The organism is Gardnerella piotii (assembly GCF_049815665.1).
Taxonomy (GTDB): domain Bacteria; phylum Actinomycetota; class Actinomycetes; order Actinomycetales; family Bifidobacteriaceae; genus Bifidobacterium; species Bifidobacterium piotii.
Map to the genome: position 1 here is coordinate 409,464 of NZ_CP187450.1, position 15,829 is coordinate 425,292.

Annotated in this window: 13 protein-coding genes; 11 read left to right on the forward strand and 2 right to left on the reverse strand. The window is 38.3% G+C overall.

Going from position 1 to position 15,829, the window contains the following annotated elements; all coding sequences use genetic code 11:
- Positions 1-424: 424 nt before the first annotated feature.
- Entirely contained in the window at positions 425-1,582 is a 1,158-nt protein-coding gene (locus ACPEIW_RS01765; protein WP_425664020.1) for a hypothetical protein, read from the forward strand.
- Positions 1,583-1,962: 380 nt separating this feature from the next.
- Here ACPEIW_RS01765 and ACPEIW_RS01770 read toward each other — a convergent pair whose 3' ends face one another.
- Entirely contained in the window at positions 1,963-3,855 is a 1,893-nt protein-coding gene (locus tag ACPEIW_RS01770) for a PfkB family carbohydrate kinase (RefSeq protein ID WP_016829301.1), read from the reverse strand.
- A 197-nt stretch (positions 3,856-4,052) separates the two neighbouring features.
- Here ACPEIW_RS01770 and ACPEIW_RS01775 point away from each other — a divergent pair, with 197 nt between their 5' ends.
- The 10 genes from ACPEIW_RS01775 to ACPEIW_RS01820 all read left to right on the forward strand — a co-directional run bounded on the left by ACPEIW_RS01775 (position 4,053) and on the right by ACPEIW_RS01820 (position 13,626).
- Complete coding sequence (locus ACPEIW_RS01775) at positions 4,053-4,709, forward strand: ECF transporter S component (RefSeq protein ID WP_032813263.1); 657 nt, start codon at positions 4,053-4,055, stop codon at positions 4,707-4,709.
- Between the two features lie 91 nt (positions 4,710-4,800).
- Positions 4,801-5,622 carry an energy-coupling factor transporter transmembrane component T gene (locus ACPEIW_RS01780; protein WP_425664022.1) on the forward strand — a complete coding sequence of 274 codons (822 nt, stop codon included), beginning with the start codon at positions 4,801-4,803 and terminating at the stop codon, positions 5,620-5,622.
- The gene (locus ACPEIW_RS01785; protein WP_116285560.1) at positions 5,619-6,491 is read left to right on the forward strand and encodes an energy-coupling factor ABC transporter ATP-binding protein; all 873 of its coding nucleotides are present in this window, start codon (positions 5,619-5,621) and stop codon (positions 6,489-6,491) included. Before ACPEIW_RS01780 ends, ACPEIW_RS01785 begins: the two co-directional genes overlap by 4 nt.
- Positions 6,488-7,291, forward strand: coding sequence for an energy-coupling factor ABC transporter ATP-binding protein (locus ACPEIW_RS01790; RefSeq protein WP_004133370.1), 804 nt, complete (start codon positions 6,488-6,490; stop codon positions 7,289-7,291). The genes ACPEIW_RS01785 and ACPEIW_RS01790 overlap by 4 nt, the downstream gene beginning before the upstream one ends.
- Positions 7,292-7,296: 5 nt before the next feature.
- Positions 7,297-7,998, forward strand: a complete 702-nt coding sequence (locus tag ACPEIW_RS01795) for a phosphoribosylanthranilate isomerase (protein ID WP_422112755.1) — start codon at positions 7,297-7,299, stop codon at positions 7,996-7,998.
- Complete coding sequence (locus tag ACPEIW_RS01800; protein ID WP_425664025.1) at positions 7,991-8,959, forward strand: carbohydrate kinase family protein; 969 nt, start codon at positions 7,991-7,993, stop codon at positions 8,957-8,959. The genes ACPEIW_RS01795 and ACPEIW_RS01800 overlap by 8 nt, the downstream gene beginning before the upstream one ends.
- Before the next feature lie 76 nt (positions 8,960-9,035).
- The gene (locus ACPEIW_RS01805) at positions 9,036-10,019 is read left to right on the forward strand and encodes a nucleoside hydrolase (RefSeq protein ID WP_425664027.1); all 984 of its coding nucleotides are present in this window, start codon (positions 9,036-9,038) and stop codon (positions 10,017-10,019) included.
- A gap of 80 nt (positions 10,020-10,099) precedes the next feature.
- Positions 10,100-10,813: an HAD family hydrolase gene (locus ACPEIW_RS01810; protein ID WP_016635356.1), complete on the forward strand. Its 714-nt coding sequence runs from the start codon at positions 10,100-10,102 to the stop codon at positions 10,811-10,813.
- A gap of 2 nt (positions 10,814-10,815) precedes the next feature.
- Entirely contained in the window at positions 10,816-12,021 is a 1,206-nt protein-coding gene (locus ACPEIW_RS01815; protein ID WP_016785560.1) for an iron-containing alcohol dehydrogenase, read from the forward strand.
- A 159-nt stretch (positions 12,022-12,180) separates the two neighbouring features.
- Entirely contained in the window at positions 12,181-13,626 is a 1,446-nt protein-coding gene (locus ACPEIW_RS01820; RefSeq protein ID WP_116285565.1) for an MFS transporter, read from the forward strand.
- A gap of 702 nt (positions 13,627-14,328) precedes the next feature.
- Here ACPEIW_RS01820 and ACPEIW_RS01825 read toward each other — a convergent pair.
- Positions 14,329-15,567, reverse strand: coding sequence for an ATP-binding protein (locus tag ACPEIW_RS01825; RefSeq protein ID WP_425664030.1), 1,239 nt, complete (start codon positions 15,565-15,567; stop codon positions 14,329-14,331).
- Positions 15,568-15,829: the final 262 nt, after the last annotated feature.

Genomic DNA, 15,829 nt, shown 5'->3' on the forward strand with positions numbered 1-15,829 from the left:
AATCACCATTTCATGCTGAGGTTCGCTTCATCCGCTGCAAAAAATCTCGAATCTCTACCTAGCTTTATGTAACCTATGCAACCTTGTAGTGCGTTTGTACCGCGACACGCGCGAATAACGTTTCCTTAAAAAAACCTGGGAAAATTCTTCAAAAACCTTGAAATGCGTATTTTTACGGTTTAAGTATTGTTTATCCACAAATTTTACGGCAATGTGGCCTTTATTGTGAATTAGTTTGTGTATAACATCATTTTTTCGGTTTAGCACGTGTGGCTGGGGCTTGACTTTTTCAAACGGGGGGGGGGTATGTTAATAGCAAACATGGCCGCACCTAGTTTGGCCGTGTGCCACAATCCGTTTTTGGATTGTGGAGCAAATTTTTCTATGCGCCCCTAACGCATAGGAGAAGAAGAAAGGAAATAAAATGATGAATAAGAAGGCTATCGCCGCTTTCGCTGCTGGCGCTACTTTGCTTGCCGGCTTTGCAATGGCAACCCCAGCTTTTGCTGCTGATGCTCCTAAGGCTCCTGAAGCTGCAAAGGCTCCAACGACTGCTGATTTAAAAAAGCAGTATGATGAGGCTAATAAGACTCTTAAGGGCATGACCAAGCCAGATGAGAAGAAGGATAAGCCAGCTGTTCCAAAAGATGCTGAAGTTCTTGCTTGCCTTAAAGATGAGAATGGAACTAAGGTTCTTGACGAATCCAAGAAGACTACAGCTAAGGCTGATAAGTACGAAGCAGCACAGAAGTATGCAAACGACTTGGCTACTTACAATAAGAATGTCAAGGATTACAACGAGCAGGAGCAGAAGGTAAAGGATCTCCATGCTCAGTATCTTGCTTCCTTGGAGAAGGATGCTAAAACTCCAAAGGCTGAGGATCCATCTGATGCTGATTACACTGCTGCTTTGCAGGCTGCGTCTACTAAGCTTCAGGCTGCCGATAAGAGCGTTCGCGACGCTTTTGCTAAGGCTAACAAGCTTGACGGTGAGTTGAAGGCTGCTAAGGCTAAGGCTTCTGCTGCTTTGAAGGCTTATACTGATTTCCAGAATGAGCATTCCGATGATATGTCTAAGCGTGATGCGGCTACACTTGGTCGCTTGCAGAAGGCTAAGGAAGATGCTGACGCTGCTGTATCTAAGCTTGAGGGCAAGGTTAGCGACGCCAAGGGCAAGTATGATGAGGCTTTCGGCAAGTATGATGTGGCTTTCGGAGCTTACGAGAAAGCGTATGGTGATGCTAAGAATCATAAGGAGTCTTTGGTTCTTGGTTTTGTTGCTCCAGAGACTGCTAAGTTGCTTCGTAGTGACTTCCAGTATGGTGTTGGTTTTGTAGGCTCTTCTGACCCATTTGTTGCTCCTGGTGCTCCAGCTGGCCAGCCAGGTAAGCCAGGTGCTCCAGCTGCTGGCGCAAACGGTGCTGCTGGTAAGGCTGGTGCTAAGACTGAGGTTGAGAACAAGAAGGACAAGGACAAGCGCGGTAACACCCACACTGGTACTGGTGTTGGCGTAACTTTGACCGCTTTGGCTGCCACCATGCTTGCTGGCATGGGTGCTGCTGTTCGCAAGGCTCGTCACTAAGCATTGCGCGCGCACTTATGCTAAGTGTGTGAGTGCGCGCCTGAAATAGGCTTGCGTTAGGCGGCGGCGCGTGTTTTGTGCTGCAGCTTGCACGCGGGGTTTAGAGTTTGCTCGGTTTGCCGAAATTTCCTTTTCTTACCGTGTAGGTTCTTTATTCTGCTTGCAGGTGCTTAATGCTTGTTGCTAGAGATGGTTTTCCGCTAGGGACGGGATTCTGTTCTTTAGTATTAAAGGCTTGTTAGGTTTCTAACAAGCCTTTTTGTTTTCCAGTCTAATGTAGTGTGTTTGCATCAAAAAACCGAAATTCAGCACAATCGCACTACTACAATTGCACTACGGTGTTTGTGGCTTCTCGCGCTGATTATAGCTACAAAAAGCGTCTACTGGTTTATCAAACTGCTTTTAGGCATAGTTATACTTGTTTCTAAAGTATATTTGTCTATAAAAGATGGTGTTATCTCTTCTCTAGAATTCGAATAATTTGCAGCGTAGGCCGCAATTTCTGCTGCTTGGTTTGTGGTGTAACCATATAGCATATATGCTGCTAGTGCTGATACAAAAGCATCACTGCAGTTGCTATACTTCTCGATGTTGGGTTCGTTGCTATTTACTATTTTTTCTTCTTTGTAATCAGATAGTAAGTATCCTTTATGCAGCATATTTATAATTACTGTTTTTACGCCTTTATTTATAAAAGATGAGGATTTTTCTTTTGCTATTTCCTCAATTCGATCAGTGTTTTTACTATCTATATTCGTAAATAAAATATCTATTTTATCTATTATTTCTTTCGGTATGTTTTCGGATGAAACATGATTGAATATGATTTTTGCACCAGCTTTTTTAGCGATTTTGCACGCAGATATTATTGCATCGACAGGTATATCTGATTGAATTATGCAATATGCTGTGTTTTCAAACAAATTAGCTCTATCTTGTATGTTTGATTGATTTAATGTGCTATTTGCGCCAGATATTACAGATGTTATTGAATCTCCGCAAGCGTCTACTAATGTGTACGCTTTTCCAGTGTGAGATTCATGTTTGCGTATTACGCCAGATGAATCTATTGCCCATTGTGAAAGTGTTTTATATATTTTGTCTGCATCCAAGTCGTATCCAACATTTCCTATTAGGGTTACACGTTGGCCAAGGTTAGATACTGCTATAGCTTGGTTTATTGCGCTACCGTTTGGATAAGTTTTAGAAGTTTGAACATTAATGCTTTCATTTTTACTTGGCAAATTTTGCACAGATAGGCATGTGTCTAGGTTAATAGATCCTATAATTGTTATCTTTTGTTTTCTTAGCTGAGATGGTGATCCTATAGTTCTTGTGTTGTCCAGATGGAATTCTTGAACGAAAGAAGTCTTTGATTCATGTCTTTTTTCTATTTCGTCTATAAGCTTGCTGCACAAGTATGACCCAAAATCAGCGTTGCGGATTGTATATGTAGATATTTCAGAGTTTTTTGCCAATATAGGCTGTTTGTTTGTGTCGTTTTTTATGGATACGAGTGACACGTCCTCGGGAATGCTTCTATTTAGAGAAGTCATTAACTGTTGAAATTCTAAAGCTTTTCTATAATGAGAAGACACGAGCGCAGTAATAGAGTGATCGCTTATTTTTTCTACTAATTTGTCGTTGAGGTCAAAAAATATTCTGCTTTCGTCAAAATCGAGGTGATGGTCAAATAAGCATGATTTGAATCCGTTAAGAAAATCTTTTGTTCTTCTTCCATCTGTCATTAAACATCCTATTGATGTGTGACCATGCGATATTAGTTGTTCCGTCAGTTTATATGCTGCATCTGAATAGGGCAATAATAGTGATTCGTCGCCTCCTATTGATCCAATAGTTAGCCATGGTATTTCGTGTTCAATTCCTTTTAATTTATTAAAGCTTTCTTTGCTTACTGGCTCCCATATAACACCGTCGATTTTGTGTTTGCTAAGCGCGCTTATATTTTTACTTTCTTGTTCTATGTTTGAATAGCTATTGAAAACTACTGTTCCATAGCCTGATTGTTGTGCTGTTTGTATTATTCCGTCTAAAGTTGTGTCAAAAGATATTGAAGATCTAAGAATTACTGCAATATGCCAAGTTTTTGATTGCGACGATATTTTTGCATATGGAGTGTAGTGATATTGTCGTATTACAGATAAGACGCGCTCGCGAGTTTCAGAACTGATTGAATCATCTTTACTGTTAACAATTTTTGACACAGTTGATGCTGAAACTTTGGATAATCGAGCTATGTCTTTAATGTTCATTTGATTCCTTCTTTTTTGTCTTCAAAGATATAGTTTATTCATAACTGTGCATTATTGACAATAAGTATTTATTATTCTAAGATGAATTATGAAAACTGTTTAGGAAACAATTTTCATACAGTGTTGTTTTGTTGAAATTTTGAAAGAATTAACAACTTTGCAAGACTTATCAACATTTTGTTGAAGGGTGGTGCATGATGGCAAAGAAGCTATTATTTATTGAGAATATTAAGAATCAATTCTCAACTAAATCGTTAGTTTTGATTCCTATTGCAGTAGGTATAAATCTTATTGGCGGTACTCTATGCTCAACGCTAAAGCTCCCTCTGTTTCTAGATATGATTGGAACTATGGTAGTTGCCTGCTTATCGGGACCGTGGGTTGCTGCCTTAACTGGGTTCTTAACAAATGTATTTTTAGCATTGGTGGCAAATCCAGTTAATTTACCTTATGCGGTAGTTAGCGTTTTATGTGGTCTTGTTGTTGGTTATATGGTTAAGGCAGGTTTATTCAAAAAGTGGTGGGGTGTTCTAATTGTTTGGGTTGTTGTAACCTTAGTAAACGCCGTTTCTGCATCACTTATAACAGTATTTGTTTTTAGTGGAGCAACTGGCATTAATGGAACCTCGGTTCTTACTGCAACGCTTGTTGTAGCAATGAAAAATATTTTTGCTTCTGTATTTTCATCATCAATTATTGAGAACCTATTAGATAAGGGAATTGCTGTTGCTGTTGCCTACTTTATTGTTAAAAAGGTGCCTAAGAGGTTCTTAAGTCAATATGCTGCAGGCAATTCAGATGATTCGGATAATTCTGATGAATCAGATGAATATGATGAAGATTCTGTTGATTAATTAGTTTTTTGGCGAAGAAGCTGATTTAACAATCTTGAATCAGCTTCATGGTTTTATGGTTTCATAAGTTTAACGAGGGAGTTATGTTGCAATGAGTGATAATAAAAGTTGTTTAACATGGCAGCGTTGCGATAATAATCCTGTTTCTATGCTGAATCCTATAACAAAAATAATTGCTATTTTTACTTTAGGAATCTCATCTATGGCATGGCCAGATCCTTGTCTAGGAATTGCATTTATTGTAGTTCTTTTTGTTGTAGCAAGTATTGCAAGGATTGTTGTTCCATATGTAAAACTTATGTTTGGCTTTGGAATACCAATGACATTAATGCTTATGTTTATACAAGGGCTATATAGTCCCAGTAATAAAACCTTTATAGCGGATTTTGGATTTGCAAAACTTGGTCTCGAAGGAATGATTTATGCGGGAAGAGTAGTAGTTACTGTTCTAGTATTTTTGGGCAGTTTTTACATTATGAATAAAACTACTTATATAGGCAGTATGGTCGCTGCTTTAACTGGTATAGGTCTTCCTGCAAAAATAGGTTACTTAGTTTTAGCAAGCTTAAATGTTGTTCCGCAAATGCAAAGACGAATGTCTGTTATTAGCCAGGCTCAAAGCGCTAGAGGGTTAAAAATGTCTGGAAGTGCGATTGGCAGATTGCGTGCGCTAATACCTTTACTTGGGCCTGTTGTTTTAAGCTCTTTGACTGATGCTCAAGAGCGAGGAATGACATTAGAAACGCGTGGCTTTGGTGTAAGTGGAGTAAAAAGAACAAGCATAGTAGAAGTCCAATGGAGAGTTTATGACTCAGTTTTGACTTACATGTTATTACTAATTCTTGCTATCTCTTTAGTTCTATCTACCTGTTTCTATGTTGGAATTATTCCTTATTATGGGGGTCTAAAATGAATAATATTCTCTCCGTAAAAGATTTTTCATATAGATACAGCGGTAGTAAGAAAAGTGCATTAAAACATATAAGCTTTGATGTTAAAGAGGGAAGCTTTTTATGTATCATAGGCGCTAACGGATCTGGTAAATCAACATTATGTAATGCATTAGTTGGCTTAATACCGCATTATTTTGTTGGCAAATCGCGTGGAAAAGTGGTTGTTGACGGCAATGATGTTTCTTCTTCTAGTGTAGCTAAACTTTCTAAAACAATCGGTCTAGTATTTCAAAATCCGTTTAATCAACTTAGCTACACTTCGGGCACTGTTGCAGAAGAGCTTGCATATGGATTATGTAATCAAGGTGTTGCTCGTAAGGAGATGACTGAAAAAGTTATTCAAGTTGCAGAATTAATGCGTATAAGTGATATTTTAGACCGAAATCCTCTTGAGCTTTCGGGTGGACAGATTCAAAGAGTTGCATTTGGATCAACTTTTATTATGGAACCTAAGATTTTGGTTTTAGATGAGTGTACAACACAACTTGATCCACTTGGCAGCGAGGAGATTTTTGACATTGTAAAACGTCTCAATAATAGTGGCGTAACTGTGATTATGGTTGATCACGATATGGAGCGCGTTGCAAGGTGCGCTGATACTGTTATGGTGCTGGATAATGGCGAAGTTTTTACAAGTGGATCGCCTTATGAAGTATTTACAAATCCAGATATTACTAATCACGGAATTGAACCTCCAGACTACGTAAAACTCGGTTTTGCTATTGCCGATTGCGGAGTAAATGTGACTAAAATTCCTATCACCGAGAATCAGGCAGTTGATCTTGTTAAAAGTAGCATACGTTCTAATAAAAGTGAGGTTAACTCATGAAGTTAGATGTTATCAATCTTGTGCACGAATATAAATCGGGGCACAAAGCGCTTGATGGTGTTTCTTTTAGCATTAGCGGCAACGAGCCTGTTGCAATAATTGGTCAAAATGGCGCTGGTAAAACAACGCTTGTTAAGCATTTTAACGGTATTCTTAAAGCAACTTCGGGCAAAGTCTTAATTGATGGGATAAATGTTGATACTAAAGATACCTCTGAATGGGCTTGCGAAGTTGGGTATGTATTCCAAAATCCAGATGACCAGCTGTTTTTAGAGAGTGTTCGTAAAGAATTTTCGTTTGGTCCAGAACAAATAAAAATGGATTCAAAATTAATCGAAGAACGCATGGAATTAGTGTCAAATCTTGTTGGTCTTAACAATAAGTTAGATATCCATCCTTTTGACCTATCTTTAACAGAGAAAAAATTCTGCACTATTGGCGCAATACTTATGATGGATCCAAAAGTCATTATTTTTGATGAGCCTACATGTGGTCAAGATGTTTTAGGGAATCTACGTCTTAAGAAGATTATAAAGACGCTGCAATCTCAAGGAAAATTGTGCATAACAATATCGCATGACATGAAGTTTGTTACGGAGAATTTTAGTCGAATAATTGTTATGCAGTCTGGAAGAGTTTTGTTAGATGGGCCAGCAGAGAAGGTGTTTTCTCAAACGGATATCTTGCGATTATCTTTTGTAACTCCTCCACCGATTACAAGAGTTGCGCAAAAAGTTGGTATGAATGGCACTCCATTTACTGTGCCAGCGTTTGTTGAATTGTTTAACAGTGAAAGGTGAATAATATGGCTGACGTTATTGTACAAATTTATGGAATTAGGACTGTGGAAGATGCGCGTATGGTTGTAAGTCTTGGCGCTAAGCATATTGGCGTAAGCTATGGGCATATTCAACATACTCCAGGTCAGTTGTCTTGCTCGCAAGCAAAAGAGATTTTTAATGGTGTACAACCAGGTGCCGTAAGAATTGGCTTAACGTGTTCGGAGAATATAGACGAAATTAGTGAAGACTTAAATTTAGCAATGCCAGATGTTTTGCATTTATCTGGAGACATAGAAGGTATAACTCCTGAACAAGTTGGTGAGTTAAAAAGTAGGTTTCCTGAGCTTCTTATTATGCAAGCTATACCTGTTCTTAAAGGCGTTCCTTTAGAAGAGCAAAAAGTTCTCCAATATGTTAAAGATTATGAAAAAGTTTCCGACTTCTTTTTAATAGACACAAAATCGCCAGATGCTAACGACATAGGCGCAACTGGAATTGAGCACGATAGGTCTATCGATAAGGAGATTATTGACTCTACATCTGTTAAATGCATTATTGCTGGAGGCCTTGATGCTTCTAATGTTGCTGATGCGATTCATGATACTAACCCGTATGGTGTTGACTCATTTAGTCTTACAAATTACAAAGACGAGCGTGCAAATACGTTGAGATGTAAGGATCCTGTAAAAGTGGAAGCTTTTATTAAGGCGGCGTTAAATGCATAATGTTATTGTTGTTGGCGATGCAAATGTAGATATTATAGTTCCTTATCCGCGATTTTTGAATAAGCAAAGAACTATTGTTAAGTATCCTGATGTATCTATTCAAGGTGGAGGTACTTCTGCCAATACTGCTGTTGCGCTTTCTAGATTAGCAGTTAATACATATTTTGTTGGTTCTATAGGGAATGACCAATATGGTCGTTTTGTTTTAGATGATTTTGCTAAGGAAGGCGTTGACACAACCTATTTGCGCACGCATGCTGAGTTAAATACCGTTGGAGTGTTTGCGTTTGTAGATGAGTTTGGTGAAAGGTATTTGTGGGGTTGGCCAAGAGAGAGCCAATCCTTTAAGGTGCTAGATCTTGATGATCGCATTATGAATGCTGTTAGAAACTCTGATTGGATTCATTCTTCTGGTATGTGCCTTGTGTATAACACTTCTGCAAGAGATTCTATTACGCGCATATTTAGAGAGGCTTATAATCTCGGAATTCCTACTTCATTCGATTTGAATTTACGAGTTGATAATGGCGTATTAAATCCTGATTTTTATGATGCTTTGATGGGAATAATGCCATATGTAACTCATTTATTAGGTTCTGGTCCAGACGAGTTTTCTTATTTAGGAGATGATACATGGGAAAATAATGCAAAAGATTTATCTGTTAATGGACGTACAGTTGTTGCAAGAGATGGTGCAAACGGCTCTATAGGATTTAAGAATAGTAGCGTTATATCTGCTCCACCGTTCAATGTTGATGTTGTAGATACTATAGGTGCTGGCGATATTTATAACGCTGGTTACATAAAATCTATGTTGGATTGTTCTAATATTGAACGATCCTTACTGTATGGGAATGCTGTTGCTGCGTATTCAGTAGCGCATAAAGGTGCTAGGAATTCTCCTAATATCAATCAAATTAATGAATTTTTGTTGCATTATGATGTAAAAACTTTCAAATAACAATTGAGGTTATTGATTAATAAATAATGCAATAAATAATAAGTTACCAAACAATATGATAAGGAAGTCATTAATAATGAGTAATAAAAAGAAAGTAATTTTGGATTGTGATCCAGGTCATGATGATGCATTTGGAATAATGATTGCTGTTAAGCATCTTAATGTTCTAGGAATTACAACAATTGGCGGTAATAGTCCATTAGAAAATGTGACGACTAATGCAATTAAAATTCTTGAAGTTTTAGGCGAGGCAGATAATATTGGTGTTTACCCTGGGCATAGCTGTCCTATGGTTGCGCCTCTTGTTACTGCGCCTCAATTCCATGGTGTTACTGGTCTAGATGGTCCAGTTCTTCCAGATCCTGTTTATACGCCACAGAATAAGCATGCTGTAGATTTTATTGTTGACACAGTTATGAGCACAGATGATGTAACTCTTATAGCTACAGGTCCGCTAACAAACATAGCATCTGCAATAAATAGAGAACCTAGAATTGTTGATAGAGTCAAAGAAATATGCATCATGGGTGGGTCTGTTACTTTTGGAAATTGGACTCCATCGGCAGAATTCAATATTTTTGTTGATCCAGAAGCAGCGTCTAGAGTGTTTAATTCTGGAATTCATGTAAAAATGACTGGAATTAATTTAACTCGTCAATGCGATCTTAAAGCAGAGCATGTTGCTAAATTTAGGCAAATTGGAACAAAAGCAGCAATGTTAGCTGCTGATTTAACTGAATTCTTTATAGGAACATGTGCTGAAGAAACAAATCTAACAGGCGCAACAATGCATGATGCTTGTGCTGTAACATGGGTTGCTTTCCCTGAACTTATTAAGGCTGTGCCAATGCATATTGACGTTGAGCTTGATGGAAAGCTAACAAGAGGAATGACTGTATGTGATTACAGACATCTACGTGGCGAAAATCCAGCTGTTGATTTAGAGCGTACTCCAACTATGGAGCCAAGAGGTAAGGAACCTAACGCAGAAGCAGCTCTTGAGCTAGATTTCCCTGGATTTGTAGATATGCTTTACAAGACTCTTGAAAGTTATAACTAATTTAGTTTTAGAAACAGTATTAAGAAACGCTATTTAGAAACATTGTTCATTATTAACAATCTATAAAGAAAGGGCTTGGGATGAGGTATAAATTAATCCTTTGGGATTTTGATGGAACCATAGCCAGTACAAGCGAAGACGTGTGGCGTTCCATAAACTATGCCGCATGTGCTTGTGGGTCTAAGCTTCCTGAAGGATTTATATCTAATAGTTCTAATTTGAGTAAGTCAACATTAGAAATATTTAAGTACCTCATCCCATATCCTGGATTTGAATTTTATAAAAAATTCGATTCAGATATTAGTAATCATTATAGGAATTTAAATAATTTTCATAGTACGCACATGTATGCGGGTATTGCTCGGCTTATTTTGAAACTTAAAAAATGCGGAGTAATAAATGCAATAGTTACGAATAAGCCATTGGATGCATTGGAAAAGATTTTGAATATAAAAAAATGGATTGAGCTATTCGACAGTTGGATTTCTCCAGATTCTTTGTATTCTGAATCGAAAGTTTATATGAGCAAGAAAGAAATGATTTCTTTAATGATTAGTAAATATAATATTAGCCCTTTTGATTGTGTATATATTGGAGATTCCTATAGCGACGTTGAGTCTTCTAGAGAAAATTGTGTTGATTGTATTGCTGTATCTTATGGAGACGGTGAAATCTCTGCATTGAAGTTGGCCAGGCCAAAGTATTTAGCTAATTGCGTAAATGACATTTCTTCAGTTCTATTTTCTTCTGATATTGCAAATGAAGAAAGAAACTCTTTGCTGGAGGTTCGGTAATCATGATTAATAATTTTGATCTTTGCATTGGAACTAAGTTTGTGTTTGGCAGGAATGCTCAATGTAAAGTTGGAAAAGAATTAAAAGATAGAGGTATATCTAAGGTTCTTCTTCATTATGATGGGGGAGAATACCTTTCACATATTCTTTTTGATATTAAAAATAGTTTGCATAAATACAATATTGATTTTGTTGATCTTGGTGGAGTTGAGCCAAATCCGAAGCTATCGCTAGTTAGAAAAGGTATTGAAGTTGTAAAAAATAATTGCATTGATGGCATCGTTGCAATTGGAGGTGGTTCGGTAATTGATTCTTCTAAAGCTATAGGTATTGGAGCTGCTGGTAATTGTGATGTATGGGATTATTTTACTGGGTTTGCGAAAGTAAAGTCTAGTTTGCCAGTGTTTTCTGTGCTTACTTTGCCTGCGTCGGGTAGTGAATCAAGCAAAGTAGTGGTTATAAATAATGACTCTGAGCATCTTAAGCTGCTTATATCTAATACAATAGTCAGACCTGTTGTTGCTTTTATGAATCCAGAGCTAACTCTTAGCGTTCCAGCATATCCAACAGCATGCGGAATAGTAGACATGTTTAGTCATATTTGCGAAAGATATTTTAGCGATGATAACGATTTCGGGGTAGTGGATTCAATGTGCGAGGGCGTTCTGCGCACTCTAATTTCCATAGGTCCGCGCTGTTTGGAAAATCTGGAAAACTATGATTTGCGTGCGCAGATTATGTGGATTTCAACAATTGCTCAGAATAATACTTTTAGTATTGGTCGCAATGAAGATTGGTCTACGCACACGTTAGCGAATGAGATTAGTGCTCTATATAACACTCCTCATGGTGCAACATTATCTATAATCATGTGTTCATGGATGAAGGTTGCTTCTAGCAAGAATGCTAAGAGATTTGCTAGATACGCAAAAGAAGTGTTTGGCATTTCTACTGAAGCAAATGTTAGCACTGTAGATAGTGAATCTTATTTAGCAAATAAGGGAATTTTGGAAACTGAAAAGTTTTTCAAATCCTTAGGTATGCCTACGAGTTTTGAAGATGCGGGTTTGCCAAAAGATGGAATCGATAAGATGCTGAGTCAAATTGAGTTCTTTGGTGAAGATAATTCTATAGGTTCCGTTGCAAGGCTAAATCCAGATGATTGTAAAAAAATATATCAGCTTTCTATGCATAGGGAAATCTGTTAGAAAATTCGTTTTTTAGTGGGTATTGCTGATTTAGCTGATTTATAAGTAAATGTTGTTGACATAAGTCAAATGAAGATTTGTGCCAGCGATGCTGCGTCAAAAATATAGGCGTGGCAAAAATATTCCATTTAATTGGAAGAATAGAAGAAAGGAATAGCCATGACTAAAGTTGAAGTCAGTGAGCGAACTAATGGCATTCCAGTTCCTGAAGAGGGAACTGAAGAGTTCGCAAAAATGAATAAAATGGCAAAAGTTGCAATTCCTGTTGTGCTCGCTATTTTTACTCTTGGCGTATTGCAGCAGCAGGCTTTTGGAATGATTTACGTAAATATTGGAGACCAGCTAAAACAAGCAAACCTTGCTCCATTGATCACGTCTTTGCCAGGAATTGTCTTGGGTATTGTGTGCGTTATTTATGGTTCGCTTGGTGATTTTGTGTCGCTAAAGAAGATGATGACATTAGGAACTGTTGTGTTTGTTGCTGCATCGGTTCTTGGATGCTTTGGTCATCTTAATATTTGGATTGTAATTATTGCTAGGATTTTACAATCTGCTGGATGGCAAGTTTCTGGCTCTATATTCTTGGTGCTGGTTTCTAAGTATGTAGAAAAGAAGAAGCGAGTTATTTGGTACGGAATATTTGTTGCAGTATTCCGTGCTGCTGCCGCTTTAGGTGTGTTCCTTGCAGGATATATGACCCTAGTTGATTGGAGAATTCTGTTTGGCATTGGCGTGTTGGCAGTGTTCTTGCTGCCAGTATTGCGTAAGAATCTGCCAGATGAACATTGCAAGGGCGCAAGGATTGATGTTATTGGCTTTGCGCTTATAGGTCTATTTGCAGCATCTGTAACTATGTTCTTTACAGATATGAATTATTTCTGGCTTGCTGCTTGCGTGGTTACGTTAATCGCATTTGTTGTTTATATAAATAAGGCTAAGAACCCATTCATTACACCTAAGATGCTTACAAATCCAGCATTTGCAATGACTATGGTTGTAATCTTTGTTGGATACTTCTTTAGCTACACTTTGAATGCAGGATGCAATGCTATTGGATTAAATGTTTATAAGATTGATTCTTCCCAAGTGTCTAATTGGCTTGTTTGGTCAATCATCTTAGCTGCGATTATGGGATTTGTTGCTGGTCCTATTATTCAAAAGATTGGACGCAAAGCTTCGGTAATTCTTGCTCTTGCGTGCATGGGATGCGGCTTGATTGCAATAGCTATTTTGATTCCTGCAGGCCAGGTTTGGGCGCTTGCTGTTGCTCCGTGCATCTACTACTTTGGCACTTCGTTCTTCTACCAGCCAATTGTTGATACTGCAACTTTGACAGTAGAACCTGAAGAATCTGGTAGAGCTTTAGGATTTAATGATTTGCTTCAAGCTATTACTGGTTCGATTGGTGTATCTTTATTCGGACAGCTTATGGCCAATGGCTCGATGAGCGGAGGATCTATGTTTGGAACAGCAAGCGGCCTTGCTTCCACATATGCAAACGTGTTTATGATAGGCGGAATTATCGTTCTTGCAGCTATGGTTATTTTCATCTTCTCTATGAAGATGATTTATAGCCATTCGCACGTTGAGAAAGATGAGGCGTAGTAGAGTCAGGTATTGTAGTCAGGTATTTTAGTAAATAAATTATTTATTGCCGTATTTAACTGTAATTGTTATGTAATTGTTAAATTGCAGAGTATTAGGCATTGTTGAAAATTTTAGAAAGGTTTATAAGTAATAAAAGCCGCAATGGATTTTTCGTTGCGGCTTTTATTTTGTTGTTTGATGCGTTCTCCGACCTGCCTTTTCGCTTAGAGCGTAGCGCGATATTTCCTATTTGCTGTTGCGCGAGGTTTGAGTATTTCTCTCCTAGCAGGCGCGCCAACCTGCCTTCGAGCTTAAAGCGTAGCGCGAGAAGGCAATTTGGAGCGCTGAGCAGCTCAAGGCAGAAGCACTGCTTCCGCGCTGCAAAGCGCTTTGACTGAGCTTGAAATTGCATAACGCATTTCAAGCTCCTTCAAAGCGTGATTTGGCTCAAATGTAAAGTCCAGTGGACTTTACATGCCAAATCAGCCGAGCGGCTACTAATAGCCGCGAGGAATAGCGTAGCGCGCGAATGCACTTCGATTCGCTGAGCCGCTCAAAACAGAAGCACTGCTTCTGTGCGGCGAAGACGTTCGCGCGCTCAGACCGCGCGAGCGACATGGCTTGCCTTCGCGTTTAGGCCTCGCAAGCGTCGCAGCGCGCGCCAAAAGACGGTCAATCTGCTAGCGTCTATTAAGACTTATTAAGACTTGTCAAGTCTTATTAAGACTTTTCAATCAGCCAATCAACCACATACTTAACGTGAATGCCGTCTATTAAATCAACTCCCGCATATCTGCCTGTAATAAGGAATTTCGCGTAGTTATCGCGTAATTTAAGCAAATTATCGGTTTCATGCGTATTTTCTGGCAATTGCTGAGTAACTTGATAATATTCAACCAAATCGCCCTTGCGCGCAATAAAATCTACTTCACTACCCTCAACTCGAGCAACATCAACGTCATACCCCCTTCGCAGCAACTCCAAAAATACAATATTTTCTAAGCGATTACCCATATTCCCAAGACGATGACTAACTGCCTGATTTCTCAAACCACTGTCAACAATAAAATACTTTGCATTCTGCCTCAAGTATGCTTTACCGCGAATATCGTACGGGCGCACTTCAAAGAACAAATAAGCATTTTGCAAAAGCTCTAAATACCTAGAAATAGTATGATTTGAAACTTCTATCTTCTCGTTTTTTAAAAGACTAGTAACCTTAGAAGCGTTAACAAGTTGACCAACATTATCAGCCAAAAATGCGACTATTCTTTTAAGCGTAAAACTATCTTTTATTTGAGCGCGAGCAGCAATATCGTTAAGAATAATAGAATCGTATATGCCAGAAAGAATGGTGTATCTAAGCGGCTCATCTGAAAGAACAACACTAGGAAAGCCGCCATATTGTTCGTATTCTTTATACACCAAATCGACTTCTCTAGAATTAACGTCGATTTGCTTTGCTCCTAAGAATTCCTTGAAAGAGAACGGATATACTGGTATTTCGACGTACCTTCCACTTAAATTAGTTGCAAGCTCGCCAGAAAGAAGTTTTGCGTTAGAACCCGTTATAACAATATCGCAATTAAAACTAACTCTAAGTGCGTTAATGGCTTTTTGCCAACCATCTACAAACTGTATTTCGTCTATTAAAATATATGTTTTTTGTTGATTTACATTTGTTTGTTGACTTTTGCCACTGCTTGGATTTTTACCACTGTGCATTTTTGAACAGATAACATCCATAAGATTGGAATCTGTAAGCACGTCGCGATATTCAAAACTTTCAAGATTTATGTATATTATGTGCGAGTCTTGCACCCCAAGCTCGCGAAGAGAATCCATGTATTGTTTAAGGATTACCGATTTTCCGCAGCGACGTACGCCTGTTATCACTTTTACAAAATCAGTGTCTTTAAAAGCAAGAAGCTTATTAAGATAATCAGTTCTGGAATACATACGTTTGCCTTTCGCAAGTTGGAAGTCTACTTCCAAGTTTAGTGCAAAATGGCAAAAGTTGGAAGTCTACTTCCAAATTCCGCAAAACAGGCTCATACTTGGAAGCCTACTTCCAGTCACTCAATACCGCCGTGAGTATAGTGCGCTTGGACAGCGCAAGCGATTTTCGCGTGTTTGTTTCCCGAATTGCGTTGAAAAGAAACAAACGCGGGTAAAAAGAAACAAACGCGGGCAATAATAGACGCTTTTTGTAATGCATACT

Excerpts from the sequence above, each read along its gene's own strand:
- ACPEIW_RS01770 (WP_016829301.1), bottom strand. The coding sequence starts at position 3,855 with ATGAACATTAAAGACATAGCTCGATTATCCAAAGTTTCAGCATCAACT.
- ACPEIW_RS01785 (WP_116285560.1), top strand. The coding sequence starts at position 5,619 with ATGAATAATATTCTCTCCGTAAAAGATTTTTCATATAGATACAGCGGT.
- ACPEIW_RS01815 (WP_016785560.1), top strand. The coding sequence starts at position 10,816 with ATGATTAATAATTTTGATCTTTGCATTGGAACTAAGTTTGTGTTTGGC.
- ACPEIW_RS01790 (WP_004133370.1), top strand. The coding sequence starts at position 6,488 with ATGAAGTTAGATGTTATCAATCTTGTGCACGAATATAAATCGGGGCAC.
- ACPEIW_RS01795 (WP_422112755.1), top strand. The coding sequence starts at position 7,297 with ATGGCTGACGTTATTGTACAAATTTATGGAATTAGGACTGTGGAAGAT.
- ACPEIW_RS01765 (WP_425664020.1), top strand. The coding sequence starts at position 425 with ATGATGAATAAGAAGGCTATCGCCGCTTTCGCTGCTGGCGCTACTTTG.
- ACPEIW_RS01805 (WP_425664027.1), top strand. The coding sequence starts at position 9,036 with ATGAGTAATAAAAAGAAAGTAATTTTGGATTGTGATCCAGGTCATGAT.
- ACPEIW_RS01800 (WP_425664025.1), top strand. The coding sequence starts at position 7,991 with ATGCATAATGTTATTGTTGTTGGCGATGCAAATGTAGATATTATAGTT.
- ACPEIW_RS01775 (WP_032813263.1), top strand. The coding sequence starts at position 4,053 with ATGGCAAAGAAGCTATTATTTATTGAGAATATTAAGAATCAATTCTCA.
- ACPEIW_RS01825 (WP_425664030.1), bottom strand. The coding sequence starts at position 15,567 with ATGTATTCCAGAACTGATTATCTTAATAAGCTTCTTGCTTTTAAAGAC.
- ACPEIW_RS01810 (WP_016635356.1), top strand. The coding sequence starts at position 10,100 with ATGAGGTATAAATTAATCCTTTGGGATTTTGATGGAACCATAGCCAGT.
- ACPEIW_RS01820 (WP_116285565.1), top strand. The coding sequence starts at position 12,181 with ATGACTAAAGTTGAAGTCAGTGAGCGAACTAATGGCATTCCAGTTCCT.
- ACPEIW_RS01780 (WP_425664022.1), top strand. The coding sequence starts at position 4,801 with ATGAGTGATAATAAAAGTTGTTTAACATGGCAGCGTTGCGATAATAAT.